At 32.2% G+C, this 25,102-nt stretch carries 23 protein-coding genes; 18 read left to right on the top strand and 5 right to left on the bottom strand.

Annotation, left to right across the window (positions count from 1 at the left end; genetic code table 11):
* Positions 1 to 30: 30 nt before the first annotated feature.
* From ribD to N4T77_RS08360, 5 genes are all read left to right on the top strand, one after another.
* Positions 31 to 1,128, top strand: coding sequence for a bifunctional diaminohydroxyphosphoribosylaminopyrimidine deaminase/5-amino-6-(5-phosphoribosylamino)uracil reductase RibD (gene ribD / locus N4T77_RS08380; RefSeq protein WP_261671317.1), 1,098 nt, complete (start codon positions 31 to 33; stop codon positions 1,126 to 1,128).
* Positions 1,129 to 1,181: 53 nt separating this feature from the next.
* A complete protein-coding gene (locus tag N4T77_RS08375) occupies positions 1,182 to 1,832 on the top strand; it encodes a riboflavin synthase (RefSeq protein WP_261671316.1) in 651 nt (216 codons plus the stop codon).
* Between the two features lie 67 nt (positions 1,833 to 1,899).
* Positions 1,900 to 3,117, top strand: a complete 1,218-nt coding sequence (locus N4T77_RS08370) for a bifunctional 3,4-dihydroxy-2-butanone-4-phosphate synthase/GTP cyclohydrolase II (protein ID WP_396125105.1) — start codon at positions 1,900 to 1,902, stop codon at positions 3,115 to 3,117.
* Position 3,118: 1 nt separating this feature from the next.
* Positions 3,119 to 3,580 carry a 6,7-dimethyl-8-ribityllumazine synthase gene (ribE, locus tag N4T77_RS08365; protein ID WP_261671314.1) on the top strand — a complete coding sequence of 154 codons (462 nt, stop codon included), beginning with the start codon at positions 3,119 to 3,121 and terminating at the stop codon, positions 3,578 to 3,580.
* Positions 3,581 to 3,698: 118 nt separating this feature from the next.
* Positions 3,699 to 4,358 (top strand): HAD family hydrolase, encoded by a 660-nt coding sequence (locus tag N4T77_RS08360; protein ID WP_261671313.1) that lies wholly within the window; start codon positions 3,699 to 3,701, stop codon positions 4,356 to 4,358.
* A gap of 149 nt (positions 4,359 to 4,507) precedes the next feature.
* On the opposite strand, the gene N4T77_RS08355 is transcribed toward N4T77_RS08360, so the two are convergent.
* A complete protein-coding gene (locus N4T77_RS08355) occupies positions 4,508 to 5,065 on the bottom strand; it encodes a DsbA family protein (protein WP_261671485.1) in 558 nt (185 codons plus the stop codon).
* 492 nt (positions 5,066 to 5,557) lie between these two features.
* Here N4T77_RS08355 and N4T77_RS08350 point away from each other — a divergent pair, with 492 nt between their 5' ends.
* On the top strand, positions 5,558 to 7,573 hold the full coding sequence (locus tag N4T77_RS08350; RefSeq protein WP_261671312.1) for a cell wall-binding repeat-containing protein: 2,016 nt from the start codon (positions 5,558 to 5,560) through the stop codon (positions 7,571 to 7,573).
* Between the two features lie 259 nt (positions 7,574 to 7,832).
* Positions 7,833 to 7,976 (top strand): hypothetical protein, encoded by a 144-nt coding sequence (locus N4T77_RS08345; RefSeq protein ID WP_261671311.1) that lies wholly within the window; start codon positions 7,833 to 7,835, stop codon positions 7,974 to 7,976.
* Positions 7,977 to 8,023: 47 nt separating this feature from the next.
* On the opposite strand, the gene N4T77_RS08340 is transcribed toward N4T77_RS08345, so the two are convergent.
* From N4T77_RS08340 to N4T77_RS08330, 3 genes are all read right to left on the bottom strand, one after another.
* Complete coding sequence (locus N4T77_RS08340) at positions 8,024 to 8,164, bottom strand: hypothetical protein (protein ID WP_261671310.1); 141 nt, start codon at positions 8,162 to 8,164, stop codon at positions 8,024 to 8,026.
* Positions 8,165 to 8,304: 140 nt separating this feature from the next.
* Positions 8,305 to 9,096, bottom strand: coding sequence for a metal ABC transporter permease (locus N4T77_RS08335; protein WP_261671309.1), 792 nt, complete (start codon positions 9,094 to 9,096; stop codon positions 8,305 to 8,307).
* A 50-nt stretch (positions 9,097 to 9,146) separates the two neighbouring features.
* Positions 9,147 to 9,800 (bottom strand): metal ABC transporter ATP-binding protein, encoded by a 654-nt coding sequence (locus N4T77_RS08330; protein WP_261671308.1) that lies wholly within the window; start codon positions 9,798 to 9,800, stop codon positions 9,147 to 9,149.
* Between the two features lie 334 nt (positions 9,801 to 10,134).
* Here N4T77_RS08330 and N4T77_RS08325 point away from each other — a divergent pair, with 334 nt between their 5' ends.
* From N4T77_RS08325 to trmB, 7 genes are all read left to right on the top strand, one after another.
* Positions 10,135 to 11,085, top strand: a complete 951-nt coding sequence (locus N4T77_RS08325) for a metal ABC transporter substrate-binding protein (RefSeq protein WP_261671307.1) — start codon at positions 10,135 to 10,137, stop codon at positions 11,083 to 11,085.
* Positions 11,086 to 11,135: 50 nt separating this feature from the next.
* The gene (mnmA, locus tag N4T77_RS08320) at positions 11,136 to 12,242 is read left to right on the top strand and encodes a tRNA 2-thiouridine(34) synthase MnmA (RefSeq protein ID WP_261671306.1); all 1,107 of its coding nucleotides are present in this window, start codon (positions 11,136 to 11,138) and stop codon (positions 12,240 to 12,242) included.
* A 126-nt stretch (positions 12,243 to 12,368) separates the two neighbouring features.
* On the top strand, positions 12,369 to 13,745 hold the full coding sequence (locus N4T77_RS08315) for a PhoH family protein (protein ID WP_261671305.1): 1,377 nt from the start codon (positions 12,369 to 12,371) through the stop codon (positions 13,743 to 13,745).
* A gap of 230 nt (positions 13,746 to 13,975) precedes the next feature.
* Complete coding sequence (locus tag N4T77_RS08310; RefSeq protein ID WP_261671304.1) at positions 13,976 to 14,983, top strand: phosphodiester glycosidase family protein; 1,008 nt, start codon at positions 13,976 to 13,978, stop codon at positions 14,981 to 14,983.
* Between the two features lie 38 nt (positions 14,984 to 15,021).
* Positions 15,022 to 16,047, top strand: coding sequence for a hypothetical protein (locus tag N4T77_RS08305; protein WP_261671303.1), 1,026 nt, complete (start codon positions 15,022 to 15,024; stop codon positions 16,045 to 16,047).
* A gap of 145 nt (positions 16,048 to 16,192) precedes the next feature.
* Positions 16,193 to 16,837, top strand: a complete 645-nt coding sequence (locus N4T77_RS08300; RefSeq protein ID WP_261671302.1) for a site-2 protease family protein — start codon at positions 16,193 to 16,195, stop codon at positions 16,835 to 16,837.
* Positions 16,838 to 16,960: 123 nt separating this feature from the next.
* Positions 16,961 to 17,596, top strand: a complete 636-nt coding sequence (gene trmB, locus N4T77_RS08295; RefSeq protein WP_261671301.1) for a tRNA (guanosine(46)-N7)-methyltransferase TrmB — start codon at positions 16,961 to 16,963, stop codon at positions 17,594 to 17,596.
* Between the two features lie 205 nt (positions 17,597 to 17,801).
* On the opposite strand, the gene N4T77_RS08290 is transcribed toward trmB, so the two are convergent.
* Positions 17,802 to 18,992, bottom strand: coding sequence for a sensor domain-containing diguanylate cyclase (locus tag N4T77_RS08290; protein WP_261671300.1), 1,191 nt, complete (start codon positions 18,990 to 18,992; stop codon positions 17,802 to 17,804).
* Between the two features lie 413 nt (positions 18,993 to 19,405).
* On the opposite strand from N4T77_RS08290, the gene N4T77_RS08285 reads away from it, so the two are divergent.
* From N4T77_RS08285 to N4T77_RS08270, 4 genes are all read left to right on the top strand, one after another.
* A complete protein-coding gene (locus N4T77_RS08285) occupies positions 19,406 to 20,704 on the top strand; it encodes a cell wall-binding repeat-containing protein (RefSeq protein WP_261671299.1) in 1,299 nt (432 codons plus the stop codon).
* Positions 20,705 to 20,937: 233 nt separating this feature from the next.
* Positions 20,938 to 22,941, top strand: a complete 2,004-nt coding sequence (locus tag N4T77_RS08280; RefSeq protein WP_261671298.1) for a methyl-accepting chemotaxis protein — start codon at positions 20,938 to 20,940, stop codon at positions 22,939 to 22,941.
* Positions 22,942 to 23,092: 151 nt separating this feature from the next.
* Positions 23,093 to 23,386, top strand: a complete 294-nt coding sequence (locus tag N4T77_RS08275; RefSeq protein WP_261671297.1) for a hypothetical protein — start codon at positions 23,093 to 23,095, stop codon at positions 23,384 to 23,386.
* Positions 23,387 to 23,551: 165 nt separating this feature from the next.
* Positions 23,552 to 24,868, top strand: a complete 1,317-nt coding sequence (locus tag N4T77_RS08270) for a hemolysin family protein (protein ID WP_261671296.1) — start codon at positions 23,552 to 23,554, stop codon at positions 24,866 to 24,868.
* Positions 24,869 to 25,102: the final 234 nt, after the last annotated feature.

Below are 25,102 nucleotides of genomic sequence, written 5' to 3'. Positions count from 1 at the left end.
AGTTTTATAATATTTTGGTAACGGTGTGAAATGGAAACTAAATATATGAAAAGGGCATTAGAATTAGCTGCTATGGGAATTGGATATACTAACCCTAACCCTTTAGTTGGAGCTGTAATAGTCAAAGATGGAAAGATTATTGGAGAAGGATATCATGAAGTTTACGGAAGCAATCATGCAGAAGTAAATGCCTTTAAAAATGCCACCGAAGACGTTAAAGGTGCAACCATGTATGTGACACTGGAGCCTTGTTCACATTATGGTAAAACTCCACCCTGTGCAAAGGCAATAGTTGAAAAAGGAATCAAGAAGGTTGTTATAGGTTTAAAAGACCCAAACCCTCTAGTAAGCGGAAAAGGCATCCAGATACTAAAGGATAACAATATTGAAGTTGTTACTGGTGTTATGGAAGAAGAGGGGAGAAAACTAAATGAAATCTTTTTGAAATACATAACAACAAAGCTTCCTTTTTGTATTTTAAAAACAGCCATGACCTTAGATGGTAAAATTGCAGCCTATACTGGAGATTCAAAGTGGGTTACAAACGAATTTTCTAGAAAATTTGTTCATCAACTAAGGCATAGGGTTTCATCTATTATGGTAGGCATAGGGACAATACTAGCAGATGACCCTCTCCTAACAACAAGGCTTGATACTGGCAATGGAAGTGATCCAATAAGGATTATAGTTGATAGTAATACAAGAATTCCATTAGAAGCTAAGGTACTTCACGTACAGTCTAAAGCAAAAACAATCATTGCCACCACGGAATTGGCAGATGGAAATAAGTTAAAAGCTTTAGAAAGTGCTGGTGTAGAGATTATTATTACTCCATTAAAAAATAATAGAGTAGATTTAAGTTATCTTATGAAAGCCCTGGGAGAAAGAGCTATAGATAGTGTGCTTTTAGAAGGTGGAAGCGAATTGAACTATTCCGCTATTGAGGAAGGTATTGTTGACAAAGTTAATGCTTTTATAGCCCCAAAGATTATAGGTGGCAGAGAGGCAAAAACACCAGTTGGAGGATTAGGAAAAGCCCTTATGAGTGAAGCCATTTCAATTGAAAATATTGAAATACACAGCTTTAAGGAGGATGTAATGTTAGAGGGCTATGTAAAAAAACACTAGATTGGATTTAATATATGAGATTGACCAATATAGAAGGAAAGGAGGACTCCTTTATGTTTACTGGGTTAGTAGAGGAAGTAGGAATCATACAGGCTATAATTAAATCTACAAAATCTGCCAGGATTACTATTAAAGCAAAGAAAGTATTAGAAGAAGTAAAGCTGGGGGATAGTATAAGTACTAATGGAGTATGTTTAACAGTAACAGACTTTAGTACAAATCATTTTACCGTTGATGTAATGGCAGAAACTATGAGAAGAAGCAACCTAAAGAATTTGTCTTCAGGAGATGAAGTTAACTTAGAAAGGGCTTTAAGAGTAGGAGATAGACTGGGAGGTCATATGGTTAGTGGTCATATTGATGGGATAGGGGTAATAGCTAAATATGAAAATGAAGATAACGCTGTTTGGATTACCATCAGTACCTCCCCAGAAATATTAAGATATATTGTGGAGAAGGGATCTATTGCTATTGACGGAGTAAGTTTAACAGTGGCCTATGTAGACGATTCAATATTCAAAGTATCTATAATACCACATACAAGGGATGCCACAACATTGCTAAGGAAGAAAACAGGCGATATGGTTAATCTAGAATGTGATATGGTTGGTAAGTATATTGAAAAGCTAATCTTTGTTAAGGAAGAGCCGGAGATAAAAAAAGGTATTGACCTGGATTTTTTAAGTAAAAACGGATTTGTATAGACTTAATTTTCGAAATAGTAAAATTACGAAAAATACAATAAAAATTTAAAGAATTAAGATAGGGGGAATAAAAGTGTATAAGTTTAATACTATTGAAGAAGCTATTGAAGATATTAGAGAAGGTAAAATAATTGTTGTTGTAGATGATGAAGATAGAGAAAATGAAGGAGATTTACTAATGGCAGCAGAAAAGGTAACTCCTGAAGCCATTAATTTTATGGCAAAGTACGGAAGAGGATTAATCTGTATGCCAATTACAGGCGAAAGATTAGATGAACTACATATCCATCCAATGGTATCAGAGAATACAGATCCACATAAGACTGCTTTTACGGTGTCAATAGATGCAGCAGAAACTACTACAGGAATATCAGCCTATGAAAGAGCAGCTACAGTTAGAAAAGTATTAGACCCAAAGGCGGAAGAAAAGGACTTCAAAAGACCAGGTCATGTTTTTCCACTAGAGGCTAGAAAAGGTGGAGTGTTAAAGAGAGCAGGTCACACAGAGGCTGCTGTGGATTTTGCAAAACTTGCAGGATTATATCCAGCTGGAGTAATCTGTGAAATTATGAGTGAAGATGGAACAATGGCAAGAACTCCAGAACTTATGGAGTATGTAAAAGAACATAATTTGAAGATTGTTACCATTGCAGATTTAATTGCTTACCGTAGAAAAAATGAAGTTTATATAAAAAGAGTAACGGAAGCTAAAATGCCTACAAAATATGGAGAATTTAAAATAATTGGTTATGAAAATACGCTAAATGGTGAACATCATGTTGCTTTAGTTAAAGGAGAAGTTGCTGGTGAAGAACCTGTTTTAGTAAGAGTTCATTCTGAGTGTCTTACAGGAGATGCCTTTGGCTCTTTAAGATGCGATTGTGGAGAACAATTTGCAGCAGCAATGAAAGAAATTGAAGAAGAAGGAAGAGGTGTTCTTCTATATATGCGTCAGGAAGGCAGAGGAATTGGACTTATTAATAAGTTAAGAGCCTATGCTCTTCAGGATCAAGGTATGGATACTGTAGAAGCAAACTTAGCTTTAGGGTTTGAAGCTGACATGAGAGATTATGGTATAGGAGCACAAATATTAGCTGATCTTAAGGTTGAGAAAGTAAATCTAATGACAAACAATCCAAGGAAGATAGCTGGTCTTTCGGGATATGGAATAGAAATTCTAAATAGAGTACCAATTCAAATGAATCATAATGAGAGAAATGAATATTATTTAAAAACTAAAAAACAAAAATTAGGTCATATGTTAAATTTTAAGGAGGAACAATAAGATGAAAGTTTATGAAGGAAGTTTAATAGCGCAAGGGTTAAAGTTTGGGATTATAGTAGGAAGATTTAATGAATTTATAGGAGGAAAACTATTATCTGGTGCAATTGATGGATTTAAGCGTCATGGTGTTGAAGAAGAAAATATTGAAATTGCATGGGTTCCAGGAGCTTTTGAAATTCCCCTTGTAGCAAAAAAGATGGTAAACACAAAAAAATATGATGCTGTAATATGTTTAGGAGCTGTAATAAGAGGGGCAACACCACACTTTGAGTATGTATCTGCTGAAGTATCAAAAGGGGTTGCAAGCGTTTCTCTAGAAACAGGAGTACCAGTTGTTTTTGGTGTGTTAACTACAGATACTATCGAGCAGGCTATAGAGAGGGCAGGAACAAAGGCTGGAAATAAAGGATATGATGCTGCAGTTACTGCAATAGAAATGGCTAATTTACTAAAGCAAGTTTAATATGTAGAACTCTATAGAGCAGGATGGGAATTCAGGTAGATAAAATCTATCTGAATTTCTTTATCCGAATCTAATCCAAGTTTCACTTTATAAATAAATATAAGGAAGTGAAGAGCAAATGATTAATTTTGAGAATATAAAAACTATCTTTTTTGATTATGATGGAACTTTGCATGACAGTATGAAAATCTATGGCCCTGCCTTTAAGAAAGCCTACGCTTATCTTGTGGAAAATAAATTTGCAGAGCCAAGACAGTGGAAGGATGAAGAAATTAGCTATTGGTTAGGCTATAACAGCCAGGAGATGTGGGAAAACTTTATGCCTAATTTACCAAAGGCAATACAGGATAAAGGTAGGCAAATAGTTGGAGATGAAATGAAGTCACTTATAGAACAGGGAAAGGCAGTTTTGTATAAAGGTGCAGTAGAAACATTAGATTACTTAAGGAATAAAGGCTATAATTTAGTTTTCATCAGTAATTGTAGAATATACTATAGAGATTCACATGCAAAGCTATTTAACTTGCATAACTATTTTCAAGATATGATATGCTCAGAGGAATATGATTTTATTCCCAAGTATGAAATCTTAGCTAAAGTAAAAGATAAGTATTCAGAAGAGATGGTTATAGTTGGAGATAGAAAACACGATATAGAAGCAGGAAAGAAAAATTATATATATACTATTGGGTGTGATTATGGTTTTGCACAGCCCGGTGAGTTAGAAGAAGTTGATGTTGTTATCCGTAATATCAGTGAACTAAAAGAGTATTTTTAGGTAATAAGTTTAAGTTTATACATCAAAAGGGGCTGTGGCACTAAGAATAAAGTTCCCAACATATTGCGTTTGTTATTGAGCTGCAAACCAATATATTGTATGTAAATTTCTTAATGCCATAGCCCCATTTAGTTTGATACAGCTTGAGATTAGTATTGTTGTTTTTCAATATCTAACAAGGTTTTTCTAAAAGCCTCTAATGGCTGTGCACCTACAATGACGAATTTATCATCTATTATAAATGTTGGAGCACTATTTATTTCATACATCTGAGCTCTCTTTTGAACATCTCTTACGTTTTTTTCATAAATACCTGAGTGAAGCCTGCCTGTGAGTTCATCTATATTTAACCCACTGATTTGGGCAACACCTTTTATTACTTCTATATCACCTATATCTTTACCTTCACTAAAGTAAGCACGAAATATATTTTGGTGGAATTCATGAAATTTGCCTATTTCCTTTGAATACTCTCCTGCTTCTAGAGATTTACGGGAATTTGACAAAATATCATTTTTATTAAAATCTATACCATAGGGCATACCCATACTTTTGAGGTTGTCAAACATCCTATCTATTGAAGCTGATGGGAATTTTTCTGCCATAGGGACCCCTTCTTCTGGAGTTTCAGGGTGAATTTCAAAGGGAAGCCATTCATCTTCGATATCAAACTCTTCCTTTAATTTGTCGACAATACCTTTGCCAATATAGCAAAAGGGTCAAATGTTATCTGAAAATATTGTGAACTTATGCTTCATAAAAATTTCTCCTTATTCTCTTATTACATAGATATTACAGCCTTTCCTATAGGCTTATTAGTAATAGTATAAACAAAAAAGTGTTTTATATTTAGTGTTTTCAAGCTATTTTTCCTGCCTTTAAAGGCTGTCTGATGACAGATTTAAATTATATGATTTTTATATCATATATAAAGTCTAAACTATACACCTTATAAAATAATTATACTATATTATTTTGATGAGTAATAATTATTAATTTATTATTGGAAATAAGATGTTTTAACGAGATAGGCTTCCAACACAGGAATAAGTATCACATTGAAATTATGCACATCTATACCTTAAACTTATAATATAAGGTCAAGCTCTAATAATTATGAGTTACCTATTAAGGAAAACTTGAATTTTATGAGACTTTATTTAGGAAAGAGATCTAGTTTAACTTTTGGAGGTGTATTATTGAAAAGAAGAAATAAGTTTATTTCATTTATAGCAACAATAGTAGTAAGTACAATGTGTTTATCATATAAAACCTATGCAGCTGCACCAACAAATATAACTAGGCAGCAAGCGCAGAGCAGAGGATATGATATGGCCTATGTTCTTTGGAATTATGCCAGGGGCTTAAATGGAAATGTTAATAGTGGTACTGAATTACCGGATCAGCTAAAGGGAAAGGAAACATCACAGGAATTTGGTGTGCCTTATAATTGGGGAGGACTAGACGGAATTGATACAACCTCCGTGAAACAATGGAGCAGCTTCTTAGATGGAATAAATAAAGGGGCTACGGCAGGAAATGTACAAACAGAAGGTGGATATAAAGCTGGAACTGCAGGATTAGACTGTTCTGGATTTGTGCAAAGCTCTTTAAAGATTCCAGGATGGAAACAGTCAACTAGTACTTTAGGTCAATATTTAAATCCTATATCCATTGATGATTTAAGAAACATGGACGTGCTTTTAGATAAAGGCAGCCATGTAGCCTTTTTTCAGTCCTGGGTATATGATGATTATGGACAGGTAATAGGAGCTACTACCTTGGAGGCTACAGATGGAAATAGGGATGGTAGTGGACAAAAGGTTAAAGAATACTATAGATCTAAAAGTGAGTTAACTTCTAGATTTACCTTAGGAAGGTACAAATATATAGGCAATGATTTTATAGAGAACAATGCCTCTAAACCTATTATTGAAGCTCCCCTATATAGACAAGCTGTTAATAATAATGAGAACAAAATATATTTTAAGTGGGACTTTACAGACACAGCTAACGGTGGTTATCAGACAGCTTATAGAATTAGAATATATGAGGGAGATATCGAAGGAAGTTCAAAATTTATTACCCAGATATCAGAAAATACTTCCGCCACAGAGAAAGTTGTAGAACTACAGGGAATGCATGAAGGCAATTACTACTATATACTAGAGACTAAAAATAGCAGAGGATATTGGTCTAATCCAGTTGTTACTCCTTTCAAAATAGTAAGTGATATAAATAATGTCCAAACTAAAATTGATAAAATTGAAAGATTTGGTGGGCAAGATAGATATGAAACTTCTAGATTGATAGCTGAAAAGAACTTTGGCAGCAGTTTAGATAGTGTAGTTATTGCTAGTGGTAATGATTTTCCAGATGGATTGGCAGGGGTTACCTTGGCCAAGAAGGTTAATGCTCCTCTACTTCTTGTAGACAAAAGTTTAGAAAGCAAAGGAAGTAGTAATATACTAGAATATATTACTAATACTCTAAACAAGGATGGAAAAATATACATTTTAGGTGGAGAGGGTTCTGTAGATAACTCATATGTAGAATATCTTAAGGAAAAAGGATATTCTGATAGCAATATTATTAGAATTGGCGGGCTAGATAGAAATGAAACTAGTGTTAAAATTGCTGAGAGTCTATCCTTAGAAAAAGGAACTCCTATTGTAATATCTAATGATTCAGCTTTTGCTGACGCTTTAAGTATTTCACCAAAGGCAGGTTCTAGCCAATGGCCTATACTTCTAACATCTTCAAATAAACTTCATGAAGAGGTAGAAGAATATATTAAGGATATTCAACCTTCTGCTGTTTATATTGTAGGTGGAACTGGGGTTATTACTGATAATGTTAAAAATAAAATCAAGCAAATTACAGGGCTTGATAACAGCAAAATAGTAAGATTAGGTGGAAGTGACAGGTACCAAACTGGAGAAGCTATAAACAACTATTTTTATGCAAATAATTTGAACAAGGTCTTTGTAGCTTATGGTGAGAACTTTCCAGATTCACTAAGCGGAAGTGCAGCGGCAGCTATAGAAGGTAAGCCACTAATACTCGTATCAGATTACGCCTTTGTAAATGGGGCAAGATCCATTAATAGAGTAACTGGAGCCAACAAAGTAGACGTAAGCATATTTGGTGGGGATAAAATAGTAACAAATTATCTAATTTCTAAAATTGATAATTTGTGTTTGAAATTACAATAAGTCTCAACTTAAAGATATAAATGAAAATATATTAGAGATTTAAAAATTAAGTTAAGTTTTCTTTGGCGATATTATATAGATAAAAATATACTAATTTAGTATGATTAAAATATTGAAGGATTTGAAGTTACAACTTTATATTAGTTTTATTGGAATTAGTACTATCATAATCATAAAGTATTATCTGTACTATTGCATAAACTAAGGATAGTTCAACAGCATTTTATTATAAATCTTAAATATGCAAGGAGGGACAGATATGAGAAAAATTATAGTTTCTCTCTTGATAGCTAGTTCTATAATAAGTAGTTGTAACTTTATTTCTAACAATGAAGAAAAGAGCCACAAGAAGCATAGGTATGGAGAAAAAGTGTTGGTTTTAATATATAATTCATTAGACTAAAATAATTTTAGGGTAAAAACTTCCAGACTTTTACCCTAAAGTTATTTTTATTTATTGATTCTTTGTTTTATAGCATCTTGGATTATCCTACCGGCAGATGTTAAGTTTTCTTCGTGAAATAAAATACCGGAAGCTGAAGCAATCTTTTCTTTATTTCTTGTTTTATCTTCTTTTATAATATTTCGCATAGATACACTCCTTTATTTTTATTCCTGTAACTTATATATTATTTTTAATCATATGGTTATTAAATATTCAAAAATAAAATATAATTTTAAAAGTAAAACTCAATTTTCAAGAAGGTTGAAAATTGAGTTTATTAAAGTAGTTATTTATTTGTTTTATTTAACAGGAGCACTATGAGAAGTACAGCAACAGAAGTTAGTGCTATTGTTCCGCCAGGGGCACTATTGATATAGTAAGATAAAATTAATCCAACTATTATATCTATAAATCCAAATATTATGGAAAATATAAAGGTTATTTTAAAACCCTTCCTCAATTGAAGAGCTGCAGCTACAGGCATTGCTATCATTGAGGATATAACAAGGATACCCATAATCCTTATAGAAACAGAGATAGTTGCACCTACTAACAGGGCAAATAGATAATTAATAACCTTAACCTTGACTCCCGCTATCTTGGCACCATTTTCATCAAAGGTAATATAAAGGAGTTGATTATAAAGGATGGAAAGTATTATAACTGATAAAATACTTAAAATAAATACAGTATAAAGTTCGTTCTTAGATACAGTTAAAATGCTTCCGAATAAATAGGAATTTACATTTGCACCAGTTTTACCAGTGCTTATCAATGTAATGGCTATTCCTATAGAAAGAGTCATTACAATTACCAGAATAAGCTCAGCAAATTTTTTATAGTATCCTCTCAAAAACTCAATTAAAAGTCCGCAAACAGAGGTGAAAATAAAGGCACATATTATAGGGTTATAACCAAGAATAAGACCTACAGCAACTCCAGCAAAAGAAGCATGTGATAAAGCATCTCCCATCATTGAGTATCTTCTGAGCACAAGGAATACACCTACTGCAGGACATAGAATTGAAATAAATATTCCTGCAATAATTGCATTTTGCATAAAACCATATTGTAACATTGTTATCCTCCAGAACAAGTATTAGATTTGATAAATATCATTTATATAAACTAAGAAACTCTTATGAACTTTCTATATTCATCTATTGTATATAAGGTTGCCACTCCACTTTCCATTAGACATATATGGGTAGAGTTTTCTAAGGCAGCTTTTAGGTTATGCTCTACAGCAATTACTGTAATTCCTAGATGAAGGTTTAAATGTTTAATTATACTGTATATTTCCTTCTGACTTTGAATATCAATACCGGTAGAAGGTTCATCAAGGACTAAAAGTTTTGGGTTTCCCATTAAAGCGCGTGCTATAAAAACCTTTTGCTGCTGTCCGCCAGACATATCCCCTATAAGGTTGTTTATAAAATTATTCATGCCTACCGAATCTAGACTGTGAGAGATTGCTTTAGAACTTTTTAAATTTAAAACTTTCATATGGCATTTTAACATCTCGTAAACAGTAATTGGAAACTCAGAATTGAAATTTTCAACTCTTTGAGGTACGTAACCAATTCTATCTGTATTTAAAGATATGCTCCCGCTGCAAGGGTTCAGTAAGTTAAGTATTAGCTTTAAAAGAGTAGTTTTTGCACTACCATTTTCACCTAAGATTGAAACGTAACTGCCATTTAGGATGTTTAAATTTAAATTATTTAGAACATAAGGTGGATTTCCCGTATATGAAAAAGTTAAATCCTTAATTTGAATCATGAAAAGTTTTCCTCCGAATTTATATAATTTTAGTAAAACTGTCAATAATAACAGATAAATTATATACATAATGCTTATTTAAAACAATAGTTCTATATAAATATCATTGACAAAAAAAAGTTAAAGTATAATAATATTATATATCTAGTTGCGAATAATTTGCAACAACATAGTAAAAATTTAGGATTAGCATACAATGATAAATAATATGGTTATATAATTTTAAAATATTATAGCCAAAAATATTTTGTTGAAATATAGAAGTTTTATTATATTCTATTGAAAAAGTTATGATAGTATGCAAAATAAACAATATTTTAGGAGGAAAGAATATATGTTAAAAAAAATAACTTTGTCATTAATAAGTATGCTTTTATTAGTGACAGTTGGTGCTTGTGGCAATAAAAATGTAGGTACTTCTACAAGCAGCAATAGTGACTTTGAAGCTAATGATGGAAAAGTGAAAGTAGTAGTAAGCTTTAATGCTCTTGCACAGTTTACAAAAGCTATTGGTAAGGATAAGGTTGATGTACAGACAATAATACCAAAGGGAACAGAGGCCCATGATTTTGAGCCTAAGCCAAAGGATTTAACAAGTTTAAGCAAAGCAAAGATTTTTGTTTATAATGGACTTGGAATGGAGTCTTGGGTTGATAAAACTATAAAAGCAGCAGATAACAAGGAATTAGTTTTAGTTGAAGCATCTAGAGGAGTTAATCCTATAAAGAACGTAGATCAAGAATCTTCTGATAGTCATGAAGGTGAAGTACAACATGGACAGTATGATCCCCATGTGTGGATAAGTTTAAGTGGGGCTAAAATAGAAGCTAAGAATATCAAAGATGCATTAGTTAAAGTAGATCCTGGTAATAAAGATTTTTATGAAAGCAATTACAATGAGTTTGCAGCTAAATTAGATACTATGCTAAATGAATACAATGGAAAGTTTAGTGAAGTAAAAAATAAGAACTTTGTAACTGGACACTCAGCCTTTGCTTATTTCTGCAGAGACTTCAATCTTCAGCAAAATAGTGTGGAAAATGTTTTTGCTGAAGGAGAACCAACACCTAAGAAAATGCAGGAGCTTATAGACTACTGCAAGGAAAATGGGGTTAAAGTTGTATTTATGGAAGATATGGTAAGTCCTAAGGTTTCAGAAACTTTAGCTAAAGAGGTAGGAGCAAAGGTAGAAAAAATATATACTACTGAAAATGAGGAAGATGGAAAAGACTATATACAAAGTATGAAGGAAAACTTAGATAAGGTTTATAACAGTCTTAAGTAATTAGACGAAGATTTATAGTTTTTAACTTAGGAAAGGAGCACAAAAGAGGAATGAATTCAAAGGGAAAAGTAGTTGTTGGAATGTCTGGAGGAGTAGATTCCTCAGTATCAGCTCTTTTACTTAAAGAGCAAGGGTATGATGTTATTGGTATATTCATGAAGAATTGGGATGAAAAGAATGACGAAGAGTATTGTACTGCAGTTGAAGACTATGAAGATGTTAGAATGGTTTGCGATCATATAGGTATTCCATACTATACTGTAAATTTCGTAAAAGAATATTGGGATAGAGTCTTTACTTACTTTCTAGAAGAATATAAAAGAGGACGTACGCCAAATCCAGATGTGCTATGTAACAAAGAAATTAAATTTAAAGCCTTTCTTGAGTATGCTGAGAAGCTTGGAGCAGACTATATTGCTACTGGACACTATGCACAGATAGGCTTTGAAGATGGAAAGTATCAGCTTCTGAGAGGAAGAGATGAGAATAAGGATCAAACCTATTTTCTATGTCAGCTAGGACAATATCAATTGTCCAAAACAATATTTCCAGTAGGAAATATTCCTAAGGATAAGGTAAGAGAAATTGCACTTGGAGCAGGATTAACTACTGCCAAGAAAAAAGACAGCACCGGTATATGTTTTATTGGAGAAAGAAATTTCACAGAGTTTTTAAGCAATTATCTACCGGCAAAACCGGGACCTATAAAAACCTTAACAGGAGAAGTAAAGGGTACTCATAATGGCCTTATGTATTATACCCTAGGGCAAAGAAAAGGCCTTGGTATAGGCGGAGAAGGCACAGGAGAACCCTGGTTTGTAGCAGAAAAAGACCTGAAAAATAATATACTTTATGTAGTACAGGGTGAGAGCAGTCCAGAACTTTATTCCTATGGATTAGAAGCTAACAAGTTAAATTGGGTAAGTGGCGAAGGAATAAAAGGAAGTCTTAAATGTACTGCAAAATTTAGGTATAGACAGCCGGATCAAGGAGTAACCTTAACTGTTATAGATGATGAAAGAATATTAGTAGGTTTTGATGAACCTCAGAAGGCAGTAACACCTGGTCAGGAAGTTGTATTCTATCAGGAAAATGTTTGTCTTGGTGGGGGAACTATTGATAAGATTTTTAGGAATAAAGAAGATTTAAAAGCATAGGATTAAGAACAACAGGATAATAAAAACTGTTGTTCTTTTTGTTTGGATTTATAATTTTATAAAAATTAATTCATTTGTGGAAATAAATGAATATAATAGTAGTAATGGAAGAGGGGGGGAATAGATTTGAAGAGGACCTATGTTATTGATACCAATGTTATTCTGTACTCGCCAGGAGCAATTTTTACTTTTGGTGATAATAATGTAGTTATACCAGAGGTAGTACTTGAGGAGCTAGATAGCTTTAAGAAAGACAAGTCAGACCTCGGTGCAAATGCGAGACACGCAGCAAGATTGATTGATAGATTAAGGAGGCAGGGAAAGCTCAATAAAGGAGTGGTACTTCCAGGCGGTGGAAAGCTTAGAGTAGAAATGAATCATTATGACACTGAAATTCCTCCATCCTGGGATAAAGGTAAACCTGATAACAGAATAATACAGGTATGTAAAGGTCTAAAGGAACAGGGGGAAGATGTGTGTCTTATTACAAAGGACACCTTTGAGAGAATTAAAGCAGATACAGTTAACATAGATGTAGAGGATTTTTATGAAAAAGTAGTTCCTGAAAATGAAAGTCAGTACACTGGCAGAATAGAACTTTATGCTGCTGCAGAAAAAATATCAGAGTTTTATCAAAACAAATCTATAAAAGTAGAGGATGTATTATACTACTGCAATGAAACAAATAGATATTTGAAGCCGGAGCTTTATACAAATCAGTTTATTATAATTCATTGTCTTCAAAATCCAAAGCAAACGGCATTAGGAAGGTTTGATGGAAAAAAAATTGTTCAGTTGTTCTATAAGGATGCTATTCCATTAGGTATAAGCGCCAGAAATGTAGGACAGAAATTTATGATGGAGGCACTATTCATAGATGCAGATAAAGCACCATTAGTAATAGTAAAGGGGCCAGCAGGCACTGCTAAAACTTTATTTTCTTTGGCTGTAGGACTTCATAAAATTATAGAAGAAGGAACAGAACAATATAGGAGAGTTCTTGTTTGTAGACCAAACGTAACCATGGATGAAGAAATAGGGTTTCTACCAGGATCAGAACAAGAGAAAATATCACCATTTATGAGACCAGTTCTAGATAACCTTGAAATATTAGTAGACTCTGATGAAAAAGAAAGGTACAAAAATGAGAAAGAACTAGCAGATAAAATCAGAGAGCTTTTTGATAGAAGGATCATAACTACAGAAGCGGTGGCCTACTTGAGAGGAAGGTCTATAGTAAAGAACTGGGTAATTATAGATGAAGCACAAAACTTAACCCCTAAGCAGGTTAAAGCAATCATAACTAGAGTAGGATCCGGAACAAAGCTTATACTAATCGGTGATCCAGATCAAATAGATCAACCTTTTCTTGACTCAAGATCTAACGGACTTTGCTACGCTTCCGAAAAAATGAAGGGCAGCCATTTATGCTATCAAGTTACCTTAAAATACGATGAATGTGAAAGATCACCACTTGCATACGAAGCCTCTAAGAGGTTATAATTTAATTAAAGTTATAAGGGCACTAAAGACATCTATTGAGCTTTAGTGCTTTTTTTAGGTATTTAGTAAATTTTTAACATTCCAGTATTCTATAAAAGTTGAGGTTATTTTACATTTTAATATTTTACAGAAAAGTTTTTAATCTATTTATAATTATTTCTATTTAAAAAATATATCATTTATTGTACAATATTGAAAGATAAAGTTTTAGAAAGGAAAGGTTTTAACGTATGAATGAAAAGAAAACCGAAGGTAAGAAAAAGAGTTCCTTTTGGAAGTTATTTTTAGGTTTCTTAATATTTCAATTTATATTTACCGGAGTAACGGCTCCTCTTGTAGTGTTTTATGGACCTTTTGAAAATGTAAAAAGGACAATTGTAGGTGCAGCTATGACCACACTTAGTCATCAGTATATAGCTAAAGCATTTTTGTCTGATGAAGAAATAAATGAAATTTTAAGTGAAAATTCTATAGAGACTATTCAGCAGGATGACTCTCCAGATATTAAGATTGCTAATAAACATGATAGCAGCATAGAAAGAGAAGATATTAGTGACGGAAGAAAGTTTAAAGGTTACATGCTAATTATACACGATCCTACTAGGGTAAAAGTGGGATACAGTCAGAAGATAGGACAGGCTGGTGAGTTAACAAGCCAGATAGCCAAACGTAATGGTGCAGTAGCAGCTATCAATGGAGGCGGTTTTGTAGATAGTTCTTCTGAAGGAAGTCAATGGACAGGTACTGGAGGAAAGCCAGTAGGTATAATAATGAGTGATGGAAAAACAGTTTATAGCGATATGGAAGATGAAACTACAAAAGTAGAAATAATGGCTATAACTAAAGATGGGGTACTTTTGGTAGGACCTCATAGTTTGAGTGAAATGAAGAAGCTAGGTGTAACAGAAGCTATTTCTTTTGGACCAAGCTTGGTAGTAAATGGTAGAGGAACAATTAAGTCTGGTGATGGAGGCTGGGGGATTGCTCCTAGAACAGCTATAGGTCAGAGAAAAGATGGAGCTATACTTATGCTTGTTATAGACGGAAGACAAACCAAAAGTGCTGGTGCTACACTAAAGGATGTGCAAAATATAATGCTTCAGTATGGTGCAGTTAATGCCACAAATCTAGATGGAGGATCTTCTTCTACTATGTATTATGAGGAAGAAGTAATAAATAATCCTTCTGATCCTCTTGGGGAAAGATCTATACCTTCAGCAATATATGTAAAGCCTTAGAGATACACTAAAGATGATCATTAGAAGGGGAGGGTGAAATGAAGGTTTTTAAAAGAATATTTTTATGGATAATGATATCCCTAACTGTACAATTTGCTGGGCTTTATTATGCAAATAGTTATATTCTGTCTTCAGATACATCTATAAAAACTAAAAAGGTAGTAAAAAGCGATACGAAGAAACCAGATGCAGAAGTTAAGATTCCTGAAGGTGCAAAACATGTGGGAGTATCCTTTGATGGAAGGTATTTAGCTTACTATGATGGAGATGTACTAAAGGTAGTAGATACTAAGACCGGTGAAGAAAAAAATGTAGAATTTGATGATGGAGTTCAGGTATCCTTTTATAAATGGCTTTCAGACAGAAACAGGATGTTAATAGCAGAAAAGGAAACATCAAAACGCAGTTCCAATTTTAAATTAGCATACTATGATGTGGATAAAGACATAAAGGAAGAAATTAAAGAATTAGATTGGGCAGATAAAAACGCAGAAGTTGAAGATATACAGGCATCACCTTTAACAAATATAATATATGTTAAGGTGGCTAATAGCGGCAAAAGAAGCAGCATATACTGGATTAACATAATGAAGGAAATGAAGAAGGCTGATACAAACTCCTATGTAATAGGAAAAATAAGAGTAGTACCTCATGAAGATAAACTAGTATATGAAGATTTAACTTATAATAGAATATCAGTAACTGGAAAAAATAGATCTATAAATATTGACGGAGTGAAGACTCCATCGCTTATAGCTGTTGATGATAACGATAATGTTTATATTGGTGATACCCAAGATGGTAAGGTTACCAAGATTTATTATGGTAATGTAAGTGACGATGGAAGTAAGTATCAGTCTGTAGATCTAAGAGAGGCTGTAAATAAAGATGATATATTTGTGGCTTCACAAGGAAAGATTTATACCAATGATAATCTTAAAGGAACCGTAAGGGAATTTGGAAGTGGAAAAGAATTCATATATCCTGGAATTTTTGTTCAGATGTATGAAGGTGGAGTAGTGTCAATAAGCGATGGTAAGCTTGTAAAAACGATCTTTAATTAGCAGAAAAGGATTGATGGTAACATGCATCAATCCTTTTTCAATATACAACTGTGAAAGTTTCTTTAATTATAAGTTGCATTTATTGAGTATTAAACACTGTTTTGTTATAATTAAGTTACTTTTATTAGAGAAGGGATGATTATATTTGAATGATTGGTTATTAGGAAAAATTCTTATAATACCAGCTATATTAATAGGACTTACATTTCATGAATATGCTCATGCAATTGTAGCAGACAAACTTGGAGATAAGACTCCAAAATTTCAAGGAAGGCTTACATTAAACCCCTTTGTTCATATAGATATAATGGGATTTTTAATGATATTGATAGTAGGTTTTGGATGGGCAAAGCCGGTAGAAACAAACCCAAGTGCCTACAAGAATAGATATAAGGATGATTTAAAGGTGTCCATAGCAGGGCCTATAGCTAACTTAATAGTTGCTTTCCTTGGAGCTGTGCTTATGGCATTAACTCTGAAGTTTGGACACAATAGTTTAAGTGCAAATCCAACTCTTTACGGTATATTGATTAGTATATTTAGAGCTATTATCAGCATAAATTGTATGCTTTTTGTATTTAATCTAATACCAATCCCAGGACTTGATGGATTTCATGTTTTAAGAGATTTATTTCCAGCTGCTTATTATAGAATTTCGGATAAAATTTATAGATATCAGCTTATAATACTTTTAGTGTTCATAGCAACACCTTTGTCCAGTTATATAGTAGGAATTCCTACAGCATTTTTATATAATGTATTTACTAGAATTGCAGGAACTATTATATAATACTAATTCACAATGGAGGTAGCTATTGTTCTTCTGAGTGAAAATCTTCAGATCAAGTTACAGGTTGGAGAACTATAAGTTGTAATATTGGAGTAGTAATTATTATAAACTAGGAGGAAACATATGAGATTAAGAAAAAAGTGGTGGGCCAGACCAGAAATGGAGGCAAGTCATTTAACAATAACAAAACCACAGGAGTACAAAGGTAAGTGGAGTGAAGAATTTAAAAATAATAATGATATATATTTAGAATTAGGTTGTGGAAGAGGAAGATTTATATCCAACCATGCACAGCAAAATCCTAATATAAACTATATAGGTGTAGACTTAAAGGATGAGGTAATAATATATGCATTAAAGAAACTAGTTGAGGCAGAACTTGAAAATGGCAGAATTATTCCTATGAATATTGCTGGTATTGCAGAAATATTTGATAAAGATGAAGTAAGCAGAATATATATAAACTTCTGTAACCCATGGCCTAAAGAAAGACATAACAAAAGAAGGCTAACCCACCCGAAATTTTTAACAGAATACAAGAAATTCTTAAAACCAGGGAGCGAAATATGGTTTAAGACAGATGACACAGAGCTCTTTGAAGATTCACAGGTTTATTTCAGAGAAAGTGGTTTTAGCATAGAGTATTTAACTTATGATTTGCACAAAAGTGATTTCCAAGGAAATATTGTTACAGAGTATGAGGAAAAGTTTACTTCACTTGGAATGAAGACTATGTTTTTGTTAGCTAAGTTGTTGTAACCCCAAAATAATGATTTGAAAATCAAAATAAACTCTTGAAACTACAAATAAAGTTTTGAAGGAAGATATCCACAGTTGAAGCTAAACACAGCTTTCAGGTGTGGATTTTTTATCAACCAATTTTGGGTTAAGAGTGAATAGAAGCAAGGAAATAAGCAGGATAAGATATATAATAAAAAGCTAAAAACTGTAGTAAGTTTTTAGCTTATGTTACCGTCGTTCGTTTCTTATAATTTTTTTTCTTATACATATCACTATCAGCAATATCTAACGTAGATTGCATCTTCGAAATTGATGTTTCTGAATATGCTAATCCAACTGAAATTTGAATAGGGATATTTTTACTTTCTTTATTAAATATATCTATAGCTTTTTGAAGTTCTATATAAAGCTTTTGAAATTCATGAGATGATTTGTTTTTTATAATAATAACAAATTCATCTCCGCCTGTCCTTGAAATAACATGTTCACTATTGAATACTAGCTTTAAAACCTGCCCAGTACTTTTAATAAGGGCATCACCACTTGAATGGCCTAAAGAATCATTGGTATATTTTAATCTATCTAAATCGCACACAAGAATACCAACTGGTACATTAATCTCAGTATTTAACAAGTTCATTTCTCTTAAAAAGTAGTTTTTATTGAATAATCCAGTTAAAGTATCGGTATATCCCAACTTTTCAAGTCTTTGCTCTAACTCTTTTCTATCTTGAATGTTCCTAGTAATAGACTCAACTGCAACAAGTTGATTGTTTTCATCAAATTGAGGTATAACATAGTCTTCTACCCAAATATAATAGCCATCCTTATGCTTCATTCTTACCTGGAATACTTTTGAAAAGTCTGTGTCTTTATTGATTTTTGAGTACTGTATTTCTTTGTCATCAGAGTGCGTCATATCAAAAGGCAACATAGGATTTTTCATATGTTCTTCTAAGGTATAACCGAGGATTTTCTCCACTGATGTACTTAGATATGTAAACTTTGGTTTAGGTATTAGCTCTAATCTACACACAATATCTTTAGTTTGTTCAAACATTTTTAATTTCATCTTGTTCAAGTTTTCCAACTCTTTATATTTACTAATATCAAAAATTGAGAGGTAAATACATTTGGTTTTATTACCAATTACTATAGGAGTAGCCTGTATATCAAAATATACTTTTATTCCATCTTTTCTTAAAAATTCAGCATTAAAATTATTAATTGAAAGCAATTTATCAAAATTATAATTAAAGTAATTTGATATGCTAGTATTAAGTATTTCATAATCATTATAACCTAATATGTGATAACAATTACAAGAAACATCTGTTATAATACCATCCTTAGTTATCTCTATTTGAAGCTCTCTTGAGTCAAATCTCTTATTAATGTCAGCAAGTGAATCCATTTTATATTCCCCCAACTAAAAAATGTCCAATTAATCAAATAAATGATTACAGCAATTACAACAAAATTTTACATATAGTATATTATATTACAAAAAAGATGTTTTTTCCATCTATGTAAATAATGTTTATGGTTAAAAACAACAAATTAGGCCTAACTATGAACAACTACTAGTATTTCAGTATTGTAAATTTGTTTTATAACAGATAGAATATAACCATCGAAGATGTTCAACATATCAAGTCATGGAAAAATATTCTTAATAAGTTTTAATTGACTTTAAAATTGTATTTTCAAAAAATTCTTTTTAAATTATAAAGTCAAAAATGGAAAGATTAATTTCTTCAACGGATATATAGTTAGTTAATAATTTTAGGTAATAATAAATTTTGTAAAATAAAGGGAGATAAATTTATGCTAAAAAGAAAAAAGAACATTACATCACTAATATTATCAGTAGTTATGACAGCTTCTTTAAGTGGAGCAATGTCCACTTATGTTAGTGCTGCATCTTCAAGACTTGCAGGATTAGATAGATATGAAACTTCTGCGGCAATTTCTAACAGTGGATGGACAACCTCTGATTATGTAGTAATTGCAAATGGAGAAGATTATCCAGATGCTTTAAGTGCGTCACCACTTGCTAAAAAATATAATGCTCCAATATTATTGACAAGTGCAGGGGCCTTAGATAAAAATGCTAAAAAAGAGATAGAAAGATTAAAGCCAAGCCATGCTTTTATAATAGGTGGCAATGCTTCTGTATCTAAGGCTGCAGCTCAGGAAATATCATCTTTAATACCTAATGTACAACGTTTAGGTGGACTTGATAGATACGAAACTTCAGTAGATGTAGCGAAGGCACTTGGAACAGTAAGTAAGATAGTACTTACATCAGGAAATGGTTTTGCAGATGCTTTATCAATAGCACCTGTGGCAGGCAAAGAAAGCATGCCAATTTTATTAACTGAAAAAGATAAGTTACCGGATAAGGTAAAAGAGTATCTAGATGGTGTTAAGGATTCTATAGAAGAATCCTATGTTGTAGGGGGAGTAGGTGTCATAAACGAGGGTGTGGCTTCAAAATTGCCTACAGAAGCCGTAAGACTTAGCGGAGATGACAGATATGAAACTAATGTTGAAGTAATGACATACTTTAGTGACAAAATAGATTTTAGTAATCTTTACGTTGTAAAAGGTGACGGGTTAAATGGTAAAGCCTTTGCAGATGCTCTGTCTGGTTCAGCTTTAGCAGCAAAAAATTCTTCTCCCATAGTGTTAACAGATGGAATAGTTCCAAAGAATACTGAAAGCTTTATGAAATTTGTCCTAGGAGAAGACAGTAATTTTATTGCCTTAGGAGGAGAAGCGGTAGTTCCTCAAGGTATTATAACTAAATTGGAAGAGATGAAAGTAGAAAAAGTTAATCTAGTGAAGCAAATCACTGAGGAAGTACAAAAGTTTGTAAACCAAGTAAACGCTAAAATACCTGAATTAGCTACAGACAATGAAAAGAAGGTAGTTACAAAACTAATCGACTCTTTAAGCAAAGGTATATCTGATCCTAATTATGACTTAACAAGTGAATTAGATGAGTATAACAAGCTATATGAGCAGTTAACTGATGAGGAGAAACAGGACATTTCAAATAAACTAGCAGGTATTGATATTGGTAAATTACAAAGTTTGTTGCAGCAAGCAGGAGTACTATAGATTTAATAACAGCATTCATATGACCAAAACTTAATATGATATTTTAATAGATTAGGTTGTAAGTTTAAGGAAGGGCCATATCTCTTTGAAGGAGATATAGTCCTTTTTTATTGGTATTATTTACTAATAAAGAAATGAATAAAAATACTCGATACATATGGTATGGGCACTGGGATCAGCATATTCAGCTTAGAATCAATTGTACTAAATCTATATTAGGAAGGGTGTTATACATGAAATTGAAAGCTATAAAAGTTAAAAGCATAAAGTCTAAGCTTACTGTAAGTATGATTTCTATTTGTGTAATTTCAGTACTGGCTTTAGGAATCGCCTCTTACCTTCAGACTAAATCTCTTTTAGCGAAAAAATTAGAGGTTACAAGTAAACAAACCTTATCAGAAGTAAATAGTTCCTTAAACAATTATTTTGAAGGTATTTCTGTACAAATGAAAATGGCAGCTAATAATGTGAATTTTTCTGAAATAGATTTATCTGAGGGACGAATAGAATTTACGAAGAAATATCTTGAGGATATGAAGAAAAGCAGCGAAACCATTATAAGAACATTTTATGGAACGGAATCCGGTAAATTTGCAATATATCCACAAGTAGAACTAGGTAATGATTTTAGTTACAAGAGCAGAGACTGGTATACTCTAGCTGTAAATAATAAAGGTAAAACAGTATTTACTGATCCCTATAAAGATATAGTAACAAACAAAATAACTATTACTGCAGCTAGAGCTGTAGAACTTAATGGCAAGTTGGTAGGAGTAGCTGCCATGGACTTATCTCTTGATGTCCTTTCTGATACCTTTTCTAAGTCAAAAGTAGGAGAGACAGGTTACATATCTATATTTGATAAAAAAGGAATTATAATCTCCCACCCTAATAAAGAATTTATAGGTACAGATACTCCAACAAAGCAAAGTTTTTGGAAGGAAGTAAAAGAAAATAAAAGTGGGTTCATTTCTTATAGCTTTGAAGGACAAAGTAAGTTTGCGTCCTATGCTACAAATGAGGTAGCAGGATGGAAGCTGCTGGGCACAATGAATGAAAGTGAACTTCTAAAGGATGTAAATACTATAAAATACTTGATTTTTGTAACAATCTTAGTAGTAACAGTCTTAGCGTCCATTATAGCATTTCTTTTAAGTAGAGGGATAGGAAACAATATAAATAGAATTAAGACCTCCTTCAGCAAAGCGGCACAAGGAGATTTAACTACTGTGGTAGATATTAAGTCAGAGGATGAGCTTGGAGAACTAGGTAATGATTTTAATCTGATGATGTTAAACATATCTAATTTAATGAAAAACCTAGGATTATCTTCTAAAACTATTCTAGAGGCATCCTCCAATATTGCAGGTATGTCGGAAGAAACTACTGCATCTATTAATGAAGTTTCCAAAGCAATAGGAGAGATATCTCAAGGTGCCACCAATCAGGCGCAAAATGCTCAGCAAGGTGCTAGTAATATGGGAGAATTAGCCCAGAAATTGGATCAAATAACCGAATCAACTATTGAAGTATCAGAGATTTCTTCAGAGACGCAAAAATTAAGTTCAAAAGGACTGCAAATGGTTGAAACCCTCACTTTAAAATCTGAAATAGCAAAGAAGTCTTCTGAGCATGTAAGTGGAATTGTTGAAGAGGTAAACAATAGTATAAGTCAAATCACATCAATTTCAGAGTCTATATCACAGATTACAGAACAAACTAATTTATTATCTCTAAATGCATCTATTGAAGCAGCTAGGGCAGGAGAAGCAGGAAGAGGATTTGCAGTAGTAGCTGATGAAATTAGAAAACTTGCTGAACAGTCGAGAAACTCTACTGAGGAAATTAAGAAAATTGTAGAAGATATACAAAGTAAGTCAATGACAGCAGTAAGTGCTATGGGAAACTCGGAAAGTATAATAAAGGAACAGGAAGAAGCTGTAATTGAAACAAAAGAAATATTTAATAACATAATAAATGGAGTTATATTGTTAACAGATAAGATAAGCAAGATCCAATATTCAATAACAGATATAAATGGAAACAAGAATATTGTGGCATCTCAAATTCAGGATATATCTGGAGTATCTGAAGAAATTGCATCAGGTACGGAGGAAGTCTCAGCGGCTACAGAGGAAGTTAACTCCACAATGGATGAATTGACAAAATATGCAGAGGATCTACAGGAGCTAGCTGAAAAGCTACAAGAAGAGATGAATAAGTTTAAGGTTAACTAAAGAAAGCAGTAAAGGTTTATCTATTTTGTTGCCGAAAGGCAAAATAGATAAACCTTTATTTATATTTAATATAAATGTAGCATAATTCACTCTTTTAGCTTAAAATATTAAATGAACTTTAAAATACTGAAGATTAAGGAGAGAATTATCTATGAGAAAAAATTTTCCCGTAAATAAAAGAACAGATGATGCAAAAAAGCCTATTCTACCTACAATTATAATTTTAGGATTACTTCTTTATATTCAAGGTTTTATTTTTGTTTCAAAGCTTAATACTATAATGATGTTGGCAGGAGGATTGTTTATATTCATACCACTTTTTATTATTGCATTTTCTAAGAGAAAAAAGCAGAAAGTAATGTCATCACTATTAATAATAATTTCAATTTATTTTATATTTCTTTTAATATATATGTTATATACAGTGCTTCGCACAATGTTATAAAGACATAGTATTTAAATTGATTTCTAGTTATAAAAATGTAGGCTAAAATATATACTTTATATAAGCCTCATAAAAACTTTACAGATACTTAATTTGAAAAATTCTAATTTTTGTGATATTATTCTTAGTACTAATATTTTTTATGATTTCTAAGGGGGAATATCAATGGAGGGAGACCCTGGTAGTAGTATATTACCAGAATTATTATTAATACTATTTTTAGTTTTAATTAATGCCTTTTTTGCTGCAGCGGAGATGGCAATCGTATCGCTAAATAAAAATAAAGTAAATCTTCTTGCAGAGGAAGGAAATGAAAAGGCAAAATTATTATTAAAGTTGACGGAAGAGCCAAGTAGGTTTTTATCTACTGTTCAGGTTGGAATTACTCTTGCAGGATTCTTCGCAAGTGCATCTGCGTCTGCAAGTATAGCTGACAACCTGTCACCTTTGCTTAATGAACTAGGTATACCATATAGTGAGAAAATTTCTGTGATTTTAATTACTATTGTTCTTTCTTACATTACTCTTGTCTTTGGAGAATTGTTTCCTAAGAGAATAGCATTACAAAAATCAGAGACACTAGCGATGTTTGCAGTAAAACCAATTATAGTTGTTTCTAAGTTAACTCTGCCTTTTGTAAAGTTGCTTTCAGGTTCAACAAACTTACTTCTTAGAATCTTCGGAATAAATATAGATAATCTAGAAGAAAAAGTATCTAAGGAGGAAATTAAGTCATTAATTGAGGTAGGACAAGAACATGGAGTTATTAATGAAACAGAAAAGGAAATGATAAATGGTATATTTGAGTTTGACAATAAGCTTGCAAAGGAGGTTATGACTCCAAGAACAGAGGTATTTTTAATTAATATTGATACACCAATAGATAAAGTTATTGATGATATACTTGAGGAACAATTTTCTAGAATACCAGTTTATGAAGGTGATATTGATAATATTATAGGTATTTTATATATAAAGGATGTCTTTGTTGAGGGCAGAAAAACGGGAATGGAGAAGGTAGATATTAGGAAAATTTTACGACCAGCTTATTTTGTTCCTGAGACTAAAAATATTGATGATTTATTTAAGGAACTTCAAAATACTAAAAACCATATGTCAATTTTAATTGATGAATATGGTGGTTTTTCAGGTATTGTTAGCATAGAAGACTTAATAGAAGAGGTAATGGGTAATATCTTTGACGAATATGATGAAGTTCAGCAGGATATAAAGAAAATTGATAACAATACTTTTATCTTAGATGGATTATTACCAATTGATGAGGTAAATGAACACCTTCACCTAGACATAGAGTCATATAATACTGATACCATTGGAGGGTTTGTTGTTAGCTTGCTAGGAAGTATACCTAAGGATAATGATCAAAATGTAATTGAGTATGAAAACTTAATTTTTAAGATTGAAAAGGTAACTGAAAAAAGAATTGAAAAACTAAGATTATGTATACAAAAAGAGGCCTAGGCCTCTTTTTTTTTTACTTAAAATAATGGAAAGGTGTATTGCATTTATATTCATTAATATGTATAATTATAAATATATTGTAGTATATTATTATAATTATACAACTACACATAGTTATTAGGTAATTCAATACTCATATTATTATATATTTTCATGTCATTATGAAAAAGGTATGCAGAGTAATGGAGGATTATAATTATACACAAGGATTTGTAAAAAACAATAAAGCAAAAC

Source organism: Clostridium sp. CX1 (assembly GCF_025398335.1).
In the GTDB taxonomy this organism is placed as follows: Bacteria; Bacillota; Clostridia; order Clostridiales; family Clostridiaceae; genus Clostridium_AM; species Clostridium_AM tanneri.
This window is presented reverse-complemented; position numbering and strand designations above follow the sequence as displayed.